13 protein-coding genes and 1 pseudogene are annotated in these 15,578 nt (G+C 58.8%); 4 read left to right on the top strand and 10 right to left on the bottom strand.

Annotated features, from left to right (window positions below; genetic code table 11):
- Positions 1-511 precede the first annotated feature (511 nt).
- A complete protein-coding gene (gene ftsY / locus ACSQ36_RS01430; protein WP_436183062.1) occupies positions 512-1,576 on the top strand; it encodes a signal recognition particle-docking protein FtsY in 1,065 nt (354 codons plus the stop codon).
- Positions 1,577-1,621: 45 nt separating this feature from the next.
- On the opposite strand, the gene ACSQ36_RS01425 is transcribed toward ftsY, so the two are convergent.
- Genes ACSQ36_RS01425 through ACSQ36_RS01415 form a run of 3 tightly spaced genes read right to left on the bottom strand, consistent with a single transcriptional unit; the run spans position 1,622 to position 3,593 of the window.
- Complete coding sequence (locus ACSQ36_RS01425; RefSeq protein WP_436180671.1) at positions 1,622-2,233, bottom strand: LysE/ArgO family amino acid transporter; 612 nt, start codon at positions 2,231-2,233, stop codon at positions 1,622-1,624.
- Positions 2,230-2,874: a maleylacetoacetate isomerase gene (maiA, locus tag ACSQ36_RS01420; protein WP_436180670.1), complete on the bottom strand. Its 645-nt coding sequence runs from the start codon at positions 2,872-2,874 to the stop codon at positions 2,230-2,232. The genes ACSQ36_RS01425 and maiA overlap by 4 nt, the downstream gene beginning before the upstream one ends.
- Before the next feature lie 20 nt (positions 2,875-2,894).
- On the bottom strand, positions 2,895-3,593 hold the full coding sequence (locus tag ACSQ36_RS01415; protein WP_436180669.1) for a fumarylacetoacetate hydrolase family protein: 699 nt from the start codon (positions 3,591-3,593) through the stop codon (positions 2,895-2,897).
- 370 nt (positions 3,594-3,963) lie between these two features.
- On the opposite strand from ACSQ36_RS01415, the gene ybiB reads away from it, so the two are divergent.
- On the top strand, positions 3,964-4,923 hold the full coding sequence (gene ybiB, locus ACSQ36_RS01410) for a DNA-binding protein YbiB (protein ID WP_436180668.1): 960 nt from the start codon (positions 3,964-3,966) through the stop codon (positions 4,921-4,923).
- Between the two features lie 453 nt (positions 4,924-5,376).
- Positions 5,377-7,035 (top strand): 2-isopropylmalate synthase, encoded by a 1,659-nt coding sequence (gene leuA / locus ACSQ36_RS01405; RefSeq protein ID WP_436183061.1) that lies wholly within the window; start codon positions 5,377-5,379, stop codon positions 7,033-7,035.
- A gap of 208 nt (positions 7,036-7,243) precedes the next feature.
- Here leuA and ACSQ36_RS01400 read toward each other — a convergent pair whose 3' ends face one another.
- Positions 7,244-7,639: a nuclear transport factor 2 family protein gene (locus tag ACSQ36_RS01400; RefSeq protein WP_213764770.1), complete on the bottom strand. Its 396-nt coding sequence runs from the start codon at positions 7,637-7,639 to the stop codon at positions 7,244-7,246.
- Between the two features lie 45 nt (positions 7,640-7,684).
- Positions 7,685-8,251, bottom strand: coding sequence for an acyloxyacyl hydrolase (locus ACSQ36_RS01395; RefSeq protein ID WP_213764769.1), 567 nt, complete (start codon positions 8,249-8,251; stop codon positions 7,685-7,687).
- A gap of 384 nt (positions 8,252-8,635) precedes the next feature.
- On the opposite strand from ACSQ36_RS01395, the gene rpoH reads away from it, so the two are divergent.
- Positions 8,636-9,571 carry an RNA polymerase sigma factor RpoH gene (rpoH, locus tag ACSQ36_RS01390; RefSeq protein WP_158937166.1) on the top strand — a complete coding sequence of 312 codons (936 nt, stop codon included), beginning with the start codon at positions 8,636-8,638 and terminating at the stop codon, positions 9,569-9,571.
- Between the two features lie 228 nt (positions 9,572-9,799).
- On the opposite strand, the gene cyoD is transcribed toward rpoH, so the two are convergent.
- The 5 genes and pseudogenes from cyoD to ACSQ36_RS01365 form a co-directional block, all read right to left on the bottom strand.
- Positions 9,800-10,132, bottom strand: coding sequence for a cytochrome o ubiquinol oxidase subunit IV (gene cyoD, locus ACSQ36_RS01385; protein ID WP_158937165.1), 333 nt, complete (start codon positions 10,130-10,132; stop codon positions 9,800-9,802).
- Positions 10,133-10,741 carry a cytochrome o ubiquinol oxidase subunit III gene (gene cyoC / locus ACSQ36_RS01380; RefSeq protein WP_213764767.1) on the bottom strand — a complete coding sequence of 203 codons (609 nt, stop codon included), beginning with the start codon at positions 10,739-10,741 and terminating at the stop codon, positions 10,133-10,135.
- A 118-nt stretch (positions 10,742-10,859) separates the two neighbouring features.
- Positions 10,860-12,738: pseudogene (gene cyoB / locus ACSQ36_RS01375) on the bottom strand (cytochrome o ubiquinol oxidase subunit I); the annotation flags it as partial.
- Between the two features lie 15 nt (positions 12,739-12,753).
- On the bottom strand, positions 12,754-13,644 hold the full coding sequence (gene cyoA / locus ACSQ36_RS01370) for a ubiquinol oxidase subunit II (protein WP_436180667.1): 891 nt from the start codon (positions 13,642-13,644) through the stop codon (positions 12,754-12,756).
- A gap of 314 nt (positions 13,645-13,958) precedes the next feature.
- Positions 13,959-15,341 (bottom strand): DUF1996 domain-containing protein, encoded by a 1,383-nt coding sequence (locus tag ACSQ36_RS01365; RefSeq protein ID WP_436180666.1) that lies wholly within the window; start codon positions 15,339-15,341, stop codon positions 13,959-13,961.
- Positions 15,342-15,578: the final 237 nt, after the last annotated feature.

The raw sequence follows: 15,578 nt of genomic DNA, 5'->3' as shown, positions 1-15,578 counted from the left end.
TACCGATACGCCAGCGGAAAACGAAGCCGAGGACGTTGCCGAGGCGCGTTCCGAGGGCGCTGCAGGGCTCCGGCACGCGAGTACGCCTGTGACGCCGGCGCAGCCGGTGGAAATCGCACGGGAAGGCGCTGCGGCAGCGGATCGGGCTTCGGAAACGCAACTACGCGGAACGGGATTGGGTGCCGGTGCGCCAGGGACGCCGGATGCGCCTGCGAGCGGGACGAAGGGCACGGCTGAAACCGGGTCATTCGGCGTGTCTGTGGAATCGCGTGACCGGTCCGCGCGTCCGGCTGCCCCGGGCGAATTGGGTTCGGCATCGGGTTCAGCTTCAGCTTCATCGGCGGATTCGGCTCAGAGCGCGCCTCACGCCTCGGAGTCTCCGATCGATAACGGAGCGCCCGCAGGCACGGCAGCGTCTTCTGTGTCGACCGCTACGACTCCGGTTACGCCAGCGCAACCGGCCACGGTTGGCCAGCCGACGCGGACGGAAGCCCCCGGTGCGGCGACGCCGCTGCCGCAGACCCCGCCTGCGAGCGCAACGCCCCAACCGCCAAGCCCTGCCGCAACCGCCACACCAGAAGCCAAGCCGTACTGGCAAGGCCGCACGGCATCGCAATGGAAGGCGCCGGCAGAAGCCGTCGAGATCGTGCCGCCGCCGGAGCCGGAACCCAACGCAAAGCGTTCATGGCTCACGCGCCTGAAAACGGGCCTGTCGAAGACCAGTTCGGGCCTGACGGGGATTTTCATCGGCGCGAAGATTGATGAGGATTTGTATGAGGAACTCGAAACGGCGTTGCTGATGTCAGATGCCGGTGTCGATGCCACCGAATATCTGCTTGAAGCGTTGCGTGAAAAGGTGCGCAGCGAACGGCTCACTGATTCGATGCAGGTCAAGGCCGCGCTGCGCTCGTTGCTCGCCGACCTGCTGCGGCCGCTTGAGAAGTCCTTGATGCTCGGTCGCGCCCAACCGCTCGTGATGATGATCGCCGGCGTGAACGGCGCGGGCAAGACCACGAGCATTGGCAAGCTGGCCAAGCATTTGCAGCGCTTCGATCAGACCGTGCTGCTCGCCGCCGGCGACACCTTCCGTGCTGCCGCGCGCGAACAGCTCACGGTTTGGGGGGAACGCAACAACGTGACGGTGGTATCGCAGGAGAGCGGGGACGCGGCCGCTGTGATCTTCGATGCGGTCGGCGCCGCGCGTGCCCGCAAGATCGACGTGATGATGGCCGACACGGCGGGCCGCCTGCCCACGCAACTCCACCTGATGGAAGAACTGCGCAAGGTGAAGCGCGTGATTGCCAAGGCACAGCCCGATGCCCCACACGAGGTGTTGCTGGTCATCGATGCAAACACGGGCCAGAACGCGCTCGCCCAAGTGAAGTCTTTCGACGATGCACTGGGCTTGACGGGTTTGATCGTGACCAAACTCGATGGCACGGCGAAGGGCGGCATTCTCGCGGCAATCGCGCGGCAACGGCCGATTCCGGTGTACTTCATTGGCGTGGGCGAGAAAGTCGAGGACTTGCAGCCCTTCAGCGCCGACGAATTTGCGGACGCTTTGCTCGGAAGTTAAACCGGCGCCGCGGCCTGGCGTTCAGCCAGACCGCGGTCGCGCGTGCTACCGGGACACGATCAACGCCCCGGCAATCCACCACATCACAATCCCCACGATCACATCGAGCACTCTCCACGAGATATCTTTCTCGAACAGAGGCTGGAGCAAGCGCGCACCGAACCCGAGCACGGTGAACCAGATGATCGACGAACACATTGCCCCTGCCGCAAACCACGCGTTTCCCGGCCAGCCGTACCGGGCGCCAATGCCGCCGAGCAGCACGACGGTATCGAGATAAACGTGCGGATTCAGCAGCGATAAAGCGAGCACTGTTGTTACCGCTTTTAACGCCGTCTGCGATTCGCCGTTCTCCGCGTGCAAATGTCCCGGCCCCTTCCACGCCGCGTGAAAAGCCCGCAGACCGTAGAGAAACAGGAACACCGCTCCCGCCCATCGAATCACCCCAAGCAGCACCGGCGCTCGCTCAATGAGCGCCCCCATCCCTCCGATACCCAACCCGATCAGCAATACGTCGATCAGCGCGCAGATAAAAACGACCCAGCCCACGTGCCGCCGTTTCAAGCCTTGCCGCAACACAAAAGCGTTTTGAGCACCAATCGCGATAATCAGACTTGCGCCAAGCCCGGCGCCGGATAAAAAAACAGCAGTCGTCATTCGGCGTCCGGTTGCTGTCCGGGCGCAGCACGCGCGAACGCATCGATTTGCGCAGCGTGATCGGCGATACGTTCGATCGTCGGATAACGGCTCATATCGATATTAAAACGCCGCGCGTTGTACACCTGCGGCACGAGGCACAGATCCGCGAGCGTGGGGGTATCGCCGAAACACAGCTTGCCCACGCGCGAGTCGTTCGCGAGCCGCTTTTCAAGCGACTCGAAACCCGATTCGAGCCAATGCTGGTACCACGCGTCTTTCGCTTCATCGGCGACCTTCAGCGTGTGCTTCAGATACTTGAGCACGCGCAGGTTGTCGATGGGATGGATTTCGCACGCAATCTGAAGCGCGACCGAACGAATGAACGCACGATCCAGCGGCGTACCCGGCAATACCGTAGGCTCGGGATGCGTCTCTTCCAGATATTCGATGATCGCAAGTGACTGCGTGAGCACGTTGTCACCGTCGATAAACGTCGGCACGATGCCGTCTGGATTCAGCTCGCGATAGTCCAGCTTCAGTTGTTGCCCGCCGTCGCGCAGAAGATGGATCGGCGCGTACTCATAGGCGAGCCCCTTGAGATTCAGCGCGATCCGCACGCGATACGCCGCCGAGCTACGAAAATAGCTGTACAGCTTCATGGTCCCCTCCGTTTTTATAGTCAGACCACGCGCACGGAGAACTCTCCGAGTCCTTCGACGCCGCCCTTCATCAGGTCGCCCTTCTGAATGGCGCCGACGCCTTCAGGCGTGCCGGTGAAAATCAGGTCACCGGGGAACAATTCGAATAGCGTCGACAGATACGCGATCGTGTCACCGACCGACCAGATCAGTTGCGAGATGTCCGATCGCTGCTTCTCTTCGCCATTGACGGTGAGCCAGATCGCGCTTTTTTCCAGATGCCCGACCTTCGCGACTGGATGGATCGGACCCAGCGGCGCCGAATGATCGAAGCCCTTCCCCGTATCCCACGGACGGCCCAGCTTCTTCGCTTCGGCTTGCAGATCGCGACGCGTCATGTCGAGACCGAGCGCGTAGCCGTAGACGTAATCGAGTGCCTTCCCGGCGGGAATGTCTTTGCCTTGCTTGCCGATTGCCGCCACGAGTTCCATCTCGAAGTGGACGTTCTTCGACTGCGACGGATACGGGAATTCGCCGGTTGCACCGGGCGCGACGTACAGCACGGCGTCGGCGGGCTTGGCGAAGAAAAACGGTGGTTCACGATCGGGGTCGTGGCCCATCTCGCGCGCGTGCGCCTCGTAGTTCCGGCCGACACAATAAATCCGGCGAACGGGAAACTGGTCGCTGGAACCGACAACTGGCACCGCGACCGCGGGTGCCGGAGCGAATACGTGACTCATTGCGTTTTCTCCTGTTTGATGAAGCATCGACCTGGACCTCAAGTTTAACGTGCGCCGTTACGCATCGCGAATCGGCTGAACGGCCTATGCGCCCCAGGGCATCGCGTGGCAAAGCACACAGGAGCACGCCCCACGGTCTGCGATTCCCATGGGCGGTCCTAAGTCCATCAGCCCACAAGCCCGCGACCCTCGAACAAATGAGCAGGCAAGCGCCCCGAAAACCATCCGCCGAGCCGCCCCGCGACTTGCAAGCCCGGCTCAAATGCGGTACTGAATGTGATTCCTGCATTTCCATAATTGCAGCGGCCGAGTCTGCACAAGGCGATGCGATTGAACACCTCTTGCGCAAACCGGCCGCTCTAACCAATCAATGACCGACAAAGCCCCTTTCCCGTGCGCCCGTTTCATCAAGGAAATCGGCCGCGGGCCAAACGGCGCGCGAGCGCTGACCCGCGAGGACACGTACGCCCTCTACGAAGCGATGCTCGATAACCGCGTCTCCGATCTCGAACTCGGCGCCGTGTTGCTCGCGTATCGGGTGAAAGGCGAGACGGCCGCAGAACTCGCCGCGATGCTGGCGGCCGCGCATCGCTCGTTCGAACCGTTGCATATCCAGAACGGCCGCGACCACGCGCGCCCCGTCTCCATCCCCACCTACAACGGCGCGCGCAAGCAGCCGAACCTGACCCCGCTGTTGGCGTTACTCCTCGCACGGGAAGGCGTGCCGGTGCTCGTACATGGCGTGACAACTGACCCTGGCCGCGTAACGAGCGCGGCGATTTTCGCCGAGCTGGGCATTCCGGAATCCACATCCCACGATGAAATCGAGGACAACCTCGCCTCGCGCCGGCTGGCGTTCGCGCCGATCGCCGCGCTCGCGCCCAAGCTCGCGCGCCTGCTTGCGATCCGGCGAATCATGGGTGTGAGAAATTCCACCCATACGCTGGTCAAGATCCTGCAACCGTTCGCACAGCCCGGTTTGCGGCTGGTGAACTACACCCATCCGGAGTATCGCGAGAGCCTGACGGGACTGTTCACCGAGCATCCCGATGCAGCCGCCGGCGGCGCCCTGCTCGCACGCGGGACAGAGGGCGAGGCGGTAGCAGACACGCGCCGGCAAGTGCAGGTGGACTGGTTCCACGACGGGCACACAGAAACGCTGATATCGGCGGAGCGCTCCTCGCCGGACGCGCCCGTGGTGGCGTTGCCCGAGGCTCTCGATGCGGCGACCACGGCCCGCTGGATCGAAACCGTGCTGCGCGGTGAAGCCCCTATTCCGCCCGCGCTCGCGCGTCAGGCGGAGTTGATTGCGGACATTGTGAGGCGGTAGGGCATTCTTCAGTCGAGAACCGTTTCGGTTGACAACGGCGCACGCGGTGCGCTAATGTAAAGAAATGAGCTTTACCCAATTCCCCTCCCTTCGAATTACTCAGGGTCGCCTAGCGCGGCCCCTATCGCTACGTCTAGCGTAAGTCGCTAAACGTGGCGCCGCGCGTCCCTCGCGCGGTCCCGCCCGCAGTTTCGTAGTTCCCCTTTTGTAGCTCCCTTTTCACCACCCGTAGTCGTCTGCTTTCGTCCGTTCATCCACGGCACGAAAACGCGAGGATCACATGCACGCTGCTTTTGCATCGTTCACGTTCGTCACCGGCGTCACCCACGCCATGGGACATCGCGAACCTGACCAGCACGCATCGGAACGATGCCGGCAAGCCGCCGGCCACGCATCCGCCTCGCAACGACTGCGCTTTCACGCGTACAACGCGTTCAGCCGAGGCCCACGATGATGATGCGCAACCCTTCCGAGAAATATCGTCCTTTTCCGCAGGTCAACCTCAACGGCCGCCGATGGCCCACCCGCACGATCGAGCGCGCGCCCATTTGGATGAGCACCGATCTGCGTGACGGCAACCAGGCACTGATCGACCCGATGAGCATTGACGCCAAGCTCGAATTCTTCGAGATGCTGGTGGCGGTAGGTTTCAAGGAAATCGAAGTGGGCTTTCCGTCGGCATCGCAGACGGATTTCGACTTCGTGCGCAAGCTGATCGTCGAAAATCGCATTCCCGCCGATGTCACCATTGAAGTGCTCGTGCAGTCGCGCCGCGAACTGATCGAGCGGACTTTTGAAGCAGTGGAAGGCGCGCCCCGGGTGATCGTGCACCTGTACAACGCGATCGCGCCGTCGTTTCGCAAGATCGTCTTCGCGCAGTCCAAGGAAGAGACCAAGGCGCTCGCCGTGGAAGGCACGCGCATGATCAAGGAGTGCGCGGCCGCGCGCCCCGATACACACTGGATCTATCAGTATTCGCCGGAAACGTTCAGCATGACCGAGCTTTCGTTTTCCCGCGAAGTCTGCGACGCCGTCGCGCAAATGTGGCGTCCCACGCCCGACCACAAGATGATCGTGAATTTGCCGGCCACCGTGGAAGCGGCCATGCCGAACGTGTTCGCCGATCAGATCGAGTGGATGGATCGCAACATGAGTTTCCGCGACAGTATCGTGCTCTCCGTGCATCCGCATAACGATCGCGGCACGGCAGTCGCCGCCGCGGAACTCGCGATCCTTGCCGGTGCGGACCGCGTGGAAGGCTGCCTCTTTGGCAACGGCGAGCGCACGGGCAATGTGGATCTCGTCACGCTTGCGATGAATTTGTACACGCAGGGTATCGACCCGGGTCTGGATTTTTCGAATATCGACGGCGTGCGCCGCGTGGTCGAGCGCTGCAACCAGATTCCCGTGCATCCGCGTCATCCGTATGCCGGCGATCTCGTGTTCACGGCCTTTTCCGGCTCGCATCAGGATGCCATCCGCAAGGGTTTTGCACAGCGAGAAGCGGACACGGTGTGGGACGTGCCGTATCTTCCCATCGACCCAGCCGATCTCGGCCGCAGCTACGACGCCGTGATCCGCGTGAACAGCCAGTCGGGCAAAGGCGGCGCGACGTATTTGCTCGAACGCGGGCTGGGTTTCACGCCGCCGCGCCGCGTGCAGATCGAATTCAGTCACGCCGTCCAGAAAGTCGCCGACGCCTCCGGCGCGGAAGTCTCCGGCGAAGCCATTTGCGCGTTGTTCAAGCGCGAATACTTCGACGCACAAGGGCCGGCGTCGCGGGCAGATGCCTCGACCCTGCACTTCGATGGACGCCACGCGAAGCTGCCTGTATCTGCGGTTGCCGACGAAGCGCACGCGCAGGCCGTCGCTGCGGCAGTAGCCAGCGTGGCGGGTATCGCGATCGAGGTGACATCGTTTGAAACCGCCGCGACGGCGAAGGGCGAGACGGCGGTGTTCATCGGTTGCCGAATCGGCGATCAACCGATGCGATTTGGCGTCGCGGTGCATGCGAACGCGGTTCAGGCAGCCACCAACGCCATTGTCAGCGCGGTAAATCGCGCGCGCTGGGCCGGACGCAAGGAAGTGGAAAGCGAAGCGGTAGCGGCGTGAAGGAACGCGGCTTTTACAGCAAGGAGTAGTGAGTAGGAAGTGACGCGCGATGATGTGGCCGGGTACCGCTTCCCAGCCACCGCGCAGCAGAAGTTTGCGAAGCAGGCGATAAAACACGACAACCGGTATCGACATGACGGCCGACGCTCACAAGGCGCCGCCCCGCCGGCCGAACCGCGACGCCCCACCGAACGGCGTCGAACCGGTGCTAATCCAGCGCCGCGCGTGTCGCCTGCATCGCGAGCAACTGCCATTGCCCATCGACCTGAATGTGGATGGCCGTGTACGCGATCGGGAACAACAAGGCGCCGTTCTTCGACTCCATCTCGAGCAGCGCGCGCCCAAACACGATCCATGTGTCCCGGCCGCCCGGCATCACGTCCTGCGACTGGATCTCGATCTGCCGATAGCGCCGGCGCCCCGCCGTGATCGCGTCGATAAACTGACGCTTCGTCTCGCGCTTGCCATTGGTGTGCACGTAGCTGGCGTTCTCCGCCAGCAGCGCGTCCAGCAATTCGCCGTCACCGTCGACCATTGCACGGAAACGGTCGCGCTCGAGTTCACGGATTGCCTCGACGGGGGTATCGATGGGTTGTGCCGGCATCTTCGATTCCTTTCGCGCTAGAGGAACCGATGGACGCGGTCCTCGTCAGAAGTTGTATTGCAAATATATCTCGCTGAAATTTATACCAGGATTCGGGTGTTCGAAACCGGCGTTGGATAAATGCTGAAATCGCAAGCCTGCCTGATAGTTCTGATGTGCGCCAAATTGAGCGCCCACGCCCACCATGTCGGCAAACTGAAAGGACGAGGAAAAGGTCCGCGTCTCGGTTTCGCGAACGTGCGACAAGAGGCGTACGCCTACGCCAGCTTCAACATAGGGCCGAATCCATCCCGAACTCTTGATGAACCGGAATACCGGCGTGAAACCGAATTCCCAGATGCCCGGATGCGATGCCTGGCTTTCACGAATGTCCCAGTAGGCCACGTGCGCTTCGCCCACGACGGTGAAGTGGAAACCGCCGATTTGCCACCACGTCCAGTTGGGATCCCAGACGCCGCCGACATCCGCCTTCCGGACATCGTGGTCGGCAACCCCGCCGGCGATCTGCAAGCCGAACTGATCGGCGTGGGCCGTGGCCGAAGCCAGGACCAGCGCACCGAACAAGGCACCGTAGAAAGAGCGCTTTTGCCAGACACTTTTGTTCTTCTGCATGAATACTCCGGAGCTGGATTCTCATAAGACAGGCTCGCCGCTAACGCAGCAAGTCGCCATTTTAGAGACGGTCTCAAAAAAGTGCTCAGAAGAGTTCTGCTGAATGAGGAAAACACGGAATTAAGTTTCGTCGAATCCCGATTGCCGGGTAAATCATGCGAAATCTTGCAAATTTCTTTCGGTAAGTTTGACAACGAAAGCGTTTCGCGGCGTGCAACAGTGCGGGAAAGCACTTATTGGCTATTGGAGCAGAGATTCTAATAGCGTATGGGAACTTGGACACACAAGGCCCCTCTAATCCTTAGCACTCGAAATAGCAGAGTGCTAATATCCTGCTAGACCCGGTTTTTCATCGGGTTTTTTGTTGATAAGGAGCATACAAGCGTGACCAATGCGATGACCCTCCCGAATACTGGACACTCGGCGCCGGCCAAGGCCGCTTCGGCAGGTGCGCTGACGTTTGCGCAGTCGTCCATGTTGACCGGCCAGATCGGCAACATCGACGCCTACATTTCGGCTGTCAACCGGATTCCGATGCTAACGCCGTCGGAAGAACGTCAGTACGCCACCGAATTCCGTGACAACGACAACCTGGACGCGGCGCGTCAGCTCGTGCTGTCGCATCTGCGCTTGGTGGTATCGATTGCCCGCAATTACCTGGGATACGGCCTTCCCCACGCCGACCTGATTCAGGAAGGCAATATCGGTTTGATGAAGGCTGTGAAGCGCTTCGATCCGCAACAAAACGTGCGGCTGGTGTCGTATGCCATGCACTGGATCAAGGCTGAAATTCACGAGTACATCCTGCGCAACTGGCGCACGGTGAAAGTGGCGACCACGAAGGCGCAGCGCAAGCTGTTTTTCAACCTTCGCAGCCACAAGACCGGGCACAACGCGTTCACGCCGGACGAGGTTGATAGCCTGGCGAAAGAGCTGAATGTGAAGCGCGAAGAAGTCTCGGAAATGGAAACGCGTCTTTCCGGCGGCGACATTGCGCTGGAAGGTCAGATCGACGACGGCGAAGAATCGTATGCGCCTATCGCGTATCTGGCCGACTCGCACAATGAGCCAACCAACGTGCTTGCATCGCGTCAGTTCGACAAGCTGCAAAGCGAGGGGTTGTCGACCGCGCTCGAATCGCTCGACGAACGCAGCCGCCGGATCGTTCAGGCGCGCTGGCTCGAAGTGGAAGACGACGGCTCGGGCGGCAAGACGCTGCATGAACTCGCCGACGAGTTCGGGGTATCGGCGGAACGGATTCGCCAGATCGAAGCCAGCGCAATGAAGAAAATGCGCACGGCGCTGCACGAGTACGCTTGACCGTTTAGCGCAGGAGTTTCGCCGCTTGAGTTTTTTAGCGGTGCGTGAATGGGCGAATGAGCATTGCGTGGAGAAGACTTGAAAGCCCGCCGTCGAAAGACGGCGGGCTTTTCTTTGTCTGCTCGATTTGCGTGTGTACGGCGTGCCCGACACCTACCAATAAAAAGCGGCGCCAGAGGTTTCCCCATGGCGCCGCTCAGCGTCCAGCCAGCAGACCGTCTACAACCTCTAGCGCGACATCATGTGCGCACCGACGTTATGGAGTACCCACAACGTCCCGCCGATCAGGATCACCGCCACCAGCACGGCGAATCCGAGCGAGAGCAGATTCCATCGCTGCGATGAAGACGTGTTCATATGCAGGAAAAACACCAGATGCACGAGGATTTGAATGAACGCGAGCACCGCGATGGCGATGATCGATTCTGTCGGCCCCAACGCCTGTTGCATGACCAGTCCAAAAGCCGCGGCCGTCAGCACGACCGACAGGACGAAGCCAATGACATACGAGCGCACGCTGCCGTGGCCCGCGCCGGTATCGATTGAATGTGCGTTTGCCATTTATACGACGCTCGTCAGATAAACAAAGGTAAAGACGCAAATCCACACGATGTCCAGAAAGTGCCAGAAAAGGCTGAGACACGTGAGGCGCGTCAGATCGCGCTGGGTAACTTTCTTGTTGCCGATTACCTGCACCGCAAGGACCGCCATCCAGATCAGGCCGACCGTTACGTGCAAGCCGTGCGTCGCGACCAGCGTGAAGAACGCCGACAAAAACGCACTGCGATCAGGTCCGTAACCCTGCGAGATCAGCAAGCCGAACTCGTGGATTTCCATGCAGATAAACACAACGCCCAGCACGAACGTCACGCCGAGCCACGCCAGCAGCGCGGTCGACTTGCCCTTGTGAGCGGCCAGCATGCCAAAGCCGAACGTGATACTGCTCAGCAACAGGATGGCGGTTTCCAGCATGACGCCGGGAAGCTCGAACACGTCCTTGCCGGACGGCCCGTCGGCGAACTGATGACCCAAGACAGCGAACACTGCGAATAACGACGCAAAAATAATGCAGTCGGTCATCAGGTACACCCAGAACCCCAGCACGGTATTCGACGCGCCGTGGTCATCGTGCGATCCGGGCAAATCGAGTGGGATGGTTTTTTGCAGCATTACAGTGCCTCCTGCAGGTCCAGCGTCCGCGCTGGTGTCAGCGTCGGCGTGCCGTCCATGCCGGCGATGGTTTCAGCCGAAATGGTGTAGTCGATGTCGTTGTCATAGCTACGAAGGATCAGCGTGACGATCACGCCCAGAAGCCCCGCAGTTGCGAGCCACCAGATGTGCCAGACCATCGCAAAACCCACAGCCAGGCTAAACAAGCCAACAAACAGACCCGCGCTCGTGTTGCGCGGCATGTGGATGTCGCGATAATCCTCAACAGCGTGGCGTGTGCGGCCGCGTTCCTTCATGTGTGCGAACGCGTCGAGTTCATGGACCACCGGCACGACCGCGAAGTTATAGACGGGCGGCGGCGAACTGGTCGCCCATTCGAGCGTGCGGCCGTTCCATGGGTCGCCGGTGACGTCTTTGTACGCGGGCGAGTTCCGCTTCACGACGCTGACGACAACCTGAGCGATCTGGAACACCACGCCCACGAGGATGATCAACGCACCAATCAACGCAACGATCATGTACGGCTGCCAGCCTGGCGTGTCGTAGTGGTTCATGCGGCGCGTCGCGCCCATGAAACCGAGCACGTACAGCGGCATGAACGCGGTCCAGAAGCCGACGAACCAGCACCAGAACGCGCACTTGCCGAGCGTTTCGTTCAGCTTGAAACCGAACGCCTTCGGGAACCAGTACGTAAAGCCGGCAAGATACCCGAACACCACGCCGCCGATAATCGCGTTATGGAAGTGAGCAATCAGGAACAGGCTGTTATGCAGCACAAAGTCAGCGCCCGGCACGGCCAGCAGCACGCCCGTCATTCCGCCAACGGTGAACGTGATCATGAAGCCGAGCGTCCACAGCACGGGCGATGACAATTCCAGCCGGCCCTTATAGATGGTGAACAGCCAGTTGAAGATTTTCACGCCGGTCGGAATGGCAATGATCATGGTCATGATCCCGAAAAACGCATTCACGTTCGCGCCGGAACCCATGGTGAAGAAGTGGTGCAGCCAGACGAGCAGCGACAACACCATGATCGAGCACGTGGCGTAGACCATGGTCTTGTAGCCGAACAACGGCTTTTTCGCGAACGTAGCCACGACTTCCGAGTAGATGCCGAACGCCGGCAGCACCAGGATGTACACCTCCGGATGTCCCCACGCCCATATCAGGTTCAAATACAGCATGGCGTTGCCGCCGGCTTCGTTCGTGAAGAAATGCATGCCGAGGTAACGGTCAAGCGCCAGCAACGCGAGCGTTGCGGTCAGGATCGGGAACGTGGCGAGAATCAGCACGTTCGAGCACAACGACGTCCAGGTGAACACCGGCATCTTCATGAGCGTCATGCCCGGCGCACGCATCTTGATGATGGTCACGAAGAAGTTGACGCCGGTGAGCAAAGTCCCTATGCCGGATATCTGCAAACTCCATAAGTAGTAGTCGACACCCACCCCAGGACTGAATTGCAGCTCCGACAATGGCGGATAAGCGAGCCAGCCGGTTTGCGCGAAGTCCCCGATCACCAGCGAGATATTGATCAGGATGGCGGCAAGCGCGGTCATCCAGAAACTAAGCGAGTTGATGAACGGGAACGCGACATCGCGTGCGCCAATTTGCAGCGGCACGACAATGTTCATCAGGCCGATCATGAACGCCATGGCCATGAAGAAAATCATGATGACGCCGTGCGCCGTGAAGATCTGGTTGTAATGCTCGGGCGGCAAGAATCCCGGCCCATTAGACGCGAGCGCGAGTTGCGTGCGCATCATGAGCGCATCGACAAAACCGCGCAGCAGCATTAATACCGCCACCACGATATACATCACGCCAATCTTCTTGTGATCAACCGACGTCAGCCATTCACTCCACAGATAGCCCCACTTTTTGAACCACGTCAGCCCGACCACCACGGTCAGCACAATGAGCGCCATGAACGCTGCCGCGCCCATGATGATCGGCTGATCGAACGGTATGTCCGCTAGCGTTAATTTTCCCAACAGATTTCCAAACATGGCTTACCCCTTCGTGCGGCAGATCGGGTCGGGTATGTTGCGAGCATGCCCGTTGTTATATTTCGCGACGATGCTCTGAAACAGATTTGCGTCGACCTTGGAGAAGTACTGGACCGGATGCTTTTCGGTCGGCAAGGCAACGGCTGCATAGTTCACGCCGTCGAGCTGACTCGGCGATGACTTCACCTTCGAGACCCAGGCCGCAAACTCCTCTGGCGTAGTTGCCACGGCCCGGAATTTCATGTCCGAGAAGCCTTGACCACTGAAATTCGCAGAGATGCCCGCATAATCGCCCGCTTCGTCCGCGATTAAATGCAGTTTGGTCTGCATGCCCGCCATTGCATAAATCTGGCCGCCCAATTGCGGAATGAAAAACGAGTTCATCAACGAATCCGACGTAATCTTGAAGTTCACCGGCGTACCGACCGGAAACTCGATTCTGTTAACCGATGCAATACCCAGATCCGGATAAATGAATAACCATTTCCAGTCGAGCGCAACAACTTCGACATTAATTGGCTGGACCTCTGACACGATTGGCTGATAAGGATCGAGCGCGTGTGTGCTCTTGTACGTCAAAATACCCAGATACAAAATGATCAGACTCGGGACGAGCCAGATCACCACTTCAATCTTGGTAGAGTGAGCCCATTTCGGCAAATACTCGGCCGATGTATTTGATTGCCGATACTTCCACGCAAACAGCAGCGTCAGGAAGATCACCGGCACCACCACGATCAGCATGGCGTACGTAGACGTAAGAATAAGATTCTTCTCAGCCAGTCCGATGCTGCCTTTAGGATCGAGAAGATCCATCTGACCACAGCCCGACAGAAGAAGAGCAGGGAAAATTGCTAATCGCTTGCAAAACCCCGACCCGGATTTTTGTTTCATACCTTGCCCGATTTCAACGTTTTTGAGATATTACGTTAGACTTTTAATCAGCCTCGGGGAGAAGGGTAGCGCGACTTCAAGGGTCCACTTAATCCAATTTTTTCGAAAAATATTTTGTGTTTATTCGATGCGTCTTATTGCCGCATATTAATTGTAAAAGATTTATGGAGTTTTTGCGGGAATTATCGAGATAACTAAATTAGTGGCGGAAATTATGAACAAGGGAATACGTTACTGATCACCCGTAGAACGTGGTTCGAGCCTGGATCATGCCCGAACCACCTATCATTTGATGCAGAATAACGACTATTCTTTCACTTCAGGTAAAGTCCCGGCGCCCATAACCCTTCGCGTGATGAGAACTGGAAGGTGACCTTCGTAGTATTTCGGATACAGAGTCCGATCTCCTTCGCTCCAGCTTGTTTTTGCGCCGCGATATACGCGCTGATGTCAGTGGTCCGCACCTGCTGCACGTTGTCCGCATAGAACCGGCCAATGGAGCCCGTCGTTCCGCATGCCGACGCCTTGGGTAAATTAGCCGCGTCGTCCCAGTCAGTCGAAGCGGCATACACGTAAAGGGAAACTGCACTGGTATCCGTGATATTGCCGCCGAGAGTCTGGAGGAAAGAGCCGACATACGGGTAGTCGTCCAGGTTTTCCGGCATCGGAAATTTGATCAGGATAACGTCGCCCGGCGCCGAGACCAGAGTTGCGCCCGTCGGACGAACGGCGCCGTTGCCGTCCAACTGGACGTTTGCCGCGGCCGCTGAGTAATAGACAGGAATGCTCTTGTCGCAGGACCCACCGGGAACACCGCCCGAATCACCGCCCTTGTTCATGCATGTATCGACCAGGTATTGCATAGTCTGTACGTGCCATGCATTGATAAAGTCGCCATGTGCGGTGTACATGCTTCCCCACTGCGGCACCCACGTGCCATTCTGCAACACTGGGTCGAGCGATAACTGCGCGGTGGACAAATCCGGATCGCTCCCGAGGTCATACGCAACATTCATTTGCAACTCCGGAATCTTGACCGGATAAGCACTGGGACATGTGCCGTCGGAGTTCCGATACGCCACGTTGAGTTGGCCCTTTGCCGCTTTCATGAGGCTGCTCATCAGGTTCGCCCGGTTGCTTCCGAAGGGCGTCAGAGTCTTGCCATCCCAGCAATCTGGGAAATGCACCGAGATATTGAGCTGCGAAGGCGGGGAATTGCTGCTGATAGGAGGGCAGCTTTTCGGCATGGTGGTTGTGTAACTCCCGCTGCCAGCGCACAAGAAGTTGATGTGCGAGTTCGGAGCGGTCCCCATGTGATCTCCGGCCAGCATCTGCAATCCGGGCGGAATCGCCTGAACAGCAACCACCGCCTGGTCATTCTTGTAGTAGGTCTTCTGATACATCGGAGAGATGACACCCGATGCTCGCTTCAATTGCGGCGTCCAGTATGCCGAACGGTCCGCAGCCGAATCGCACGTGATGACCTTATTATTGTTCAATGAATCGTAGGTACTGTAAGCGTCTGCGTTTGCGTTACCGAAAAAGTCATGCACCATCGCTTCTCCCGGCTTTCCAGGGTAAACAATGGGATCGTCCGGCAACGTATGAGAGTAAGCGCATTGCGTGTTGAACTGGTTAGCGTGAGCAGCCCCGGCGACAAACATCAGCAAGGTCCAGATGACAAGTTTTACTTTCATGAACGACTCCTGAGAAGGAAACGTAAACGTAGATGGAATCAGTTTCTCGATACGATTTAATTACTTAGTATTATTAATCAATTTGCAATGACGAAGGCGATAACCAAACTTTCTGGAGGGCAGTTCCCTTACGTGGAAGAAACGACCGCGGGAAATGCTTTCCGGAACGATTTATTTAGTTTTACTTATTTATACAGCAACAAATAATAGACCCGGATCATGACTTTCGCCATGCCG

It is taken from the genome of Caballeronia sp. LjRoot34 (assembly GCF_964253815.1).
Taxonomy (GTDB): domain Bacteria; phylum Pseudomonadota; class Gammaproteobacteria; order Burkholderiales; family Burkholderiaceae; genus Caballeronia.
This window is presented reverse-complemented; position numbering and strand designations above follow the sequence as displayed.

What these genes read in the sequence shown, in the direction of transcription:
- ybiB (WP_436180668.1), top strand. Translation starts at nt 3,964, where the DNA reads ATGACCGACAAAGCCCCTTTCCCGTGCGCCCGTTTCATCAAGGAAATC.
- ACSQ36_RS01425 (WP_436180671.1), bottom strand. Translation starts at nt 2,233, where the DNA reads ATGACGACTGCTGTTTTTTTATCCGGCGCCGGGCTTGGCGCAAGTCTG.
- leuA (WP_436183061.1), top strand. Translation starts at nt 5,377, where the DNA reads ATGATGCGCAACCCTTCCGAGAAATATCGTCCTTTTCCGCAGGTCAAC.
- ACSQ36_RS01400 (WP_213764770.1), bottom strand. Translation starts at nt 7,639, where the DNA reads ATGCCGGCACAACCCATCGATACCCCCGTCGAGGCAATCCGTGAACTC.
- cyoD (WP_158937165.1), bottom strand. Translation starts at nt 10,132, where the DNA reads ATGGCAAACGCACATTCAATCGATACCGGCGCGGGCCACGGCAGCGTG.
- maiA (WP_436180670.1), bottom strand. Translation starts at nt 2,874, where the DNA reads ATGAAGCTGTACAGCTATTTTCGTAGCTCGGCGGCGTATCGCGTGCGG.
- ACSQ36_RS01395 (WP_213764769.1), bottom strand. Translation starts at nt 8,251, where the DNA reads ATGCAGAAGAACAAAAGTGTCTGGCAAAAGCGCTCTTTCTACGGTGCC.
- ACSQ36_RS01365 (WP_436180666.1), bottom strand. Translation starts at nt 15,341, where the DNA reads ATGAAAGTAAAACTTGTCATCTGGACCTTGCTGATGTTTGTCGCCGGG.
- ACSQ36_RS01415 (WP_436180669.1), bottom strand. Translation starts at nt 3,593, where the DNA reads ATGAGTCACGTATTCGCTCCGGCACCCGCGGTCGCGGTGCCAGTTGTC.
- cyoC (WP_213764767.1), bottom strand. Translation starts at nt 10,741, where the DNA reads ATGCTGCAAAAAACCATCCCACTCGATTTGCCCGGATCGCACGATGAC.
- cyoA (WP_436180667.1), bottom strand. Translation starts at nt 13,644, where the DNA reads ATGAAACAAAAATCCGGGTCGGGGTTTTGCAAGCGATTAGCAATTTTC.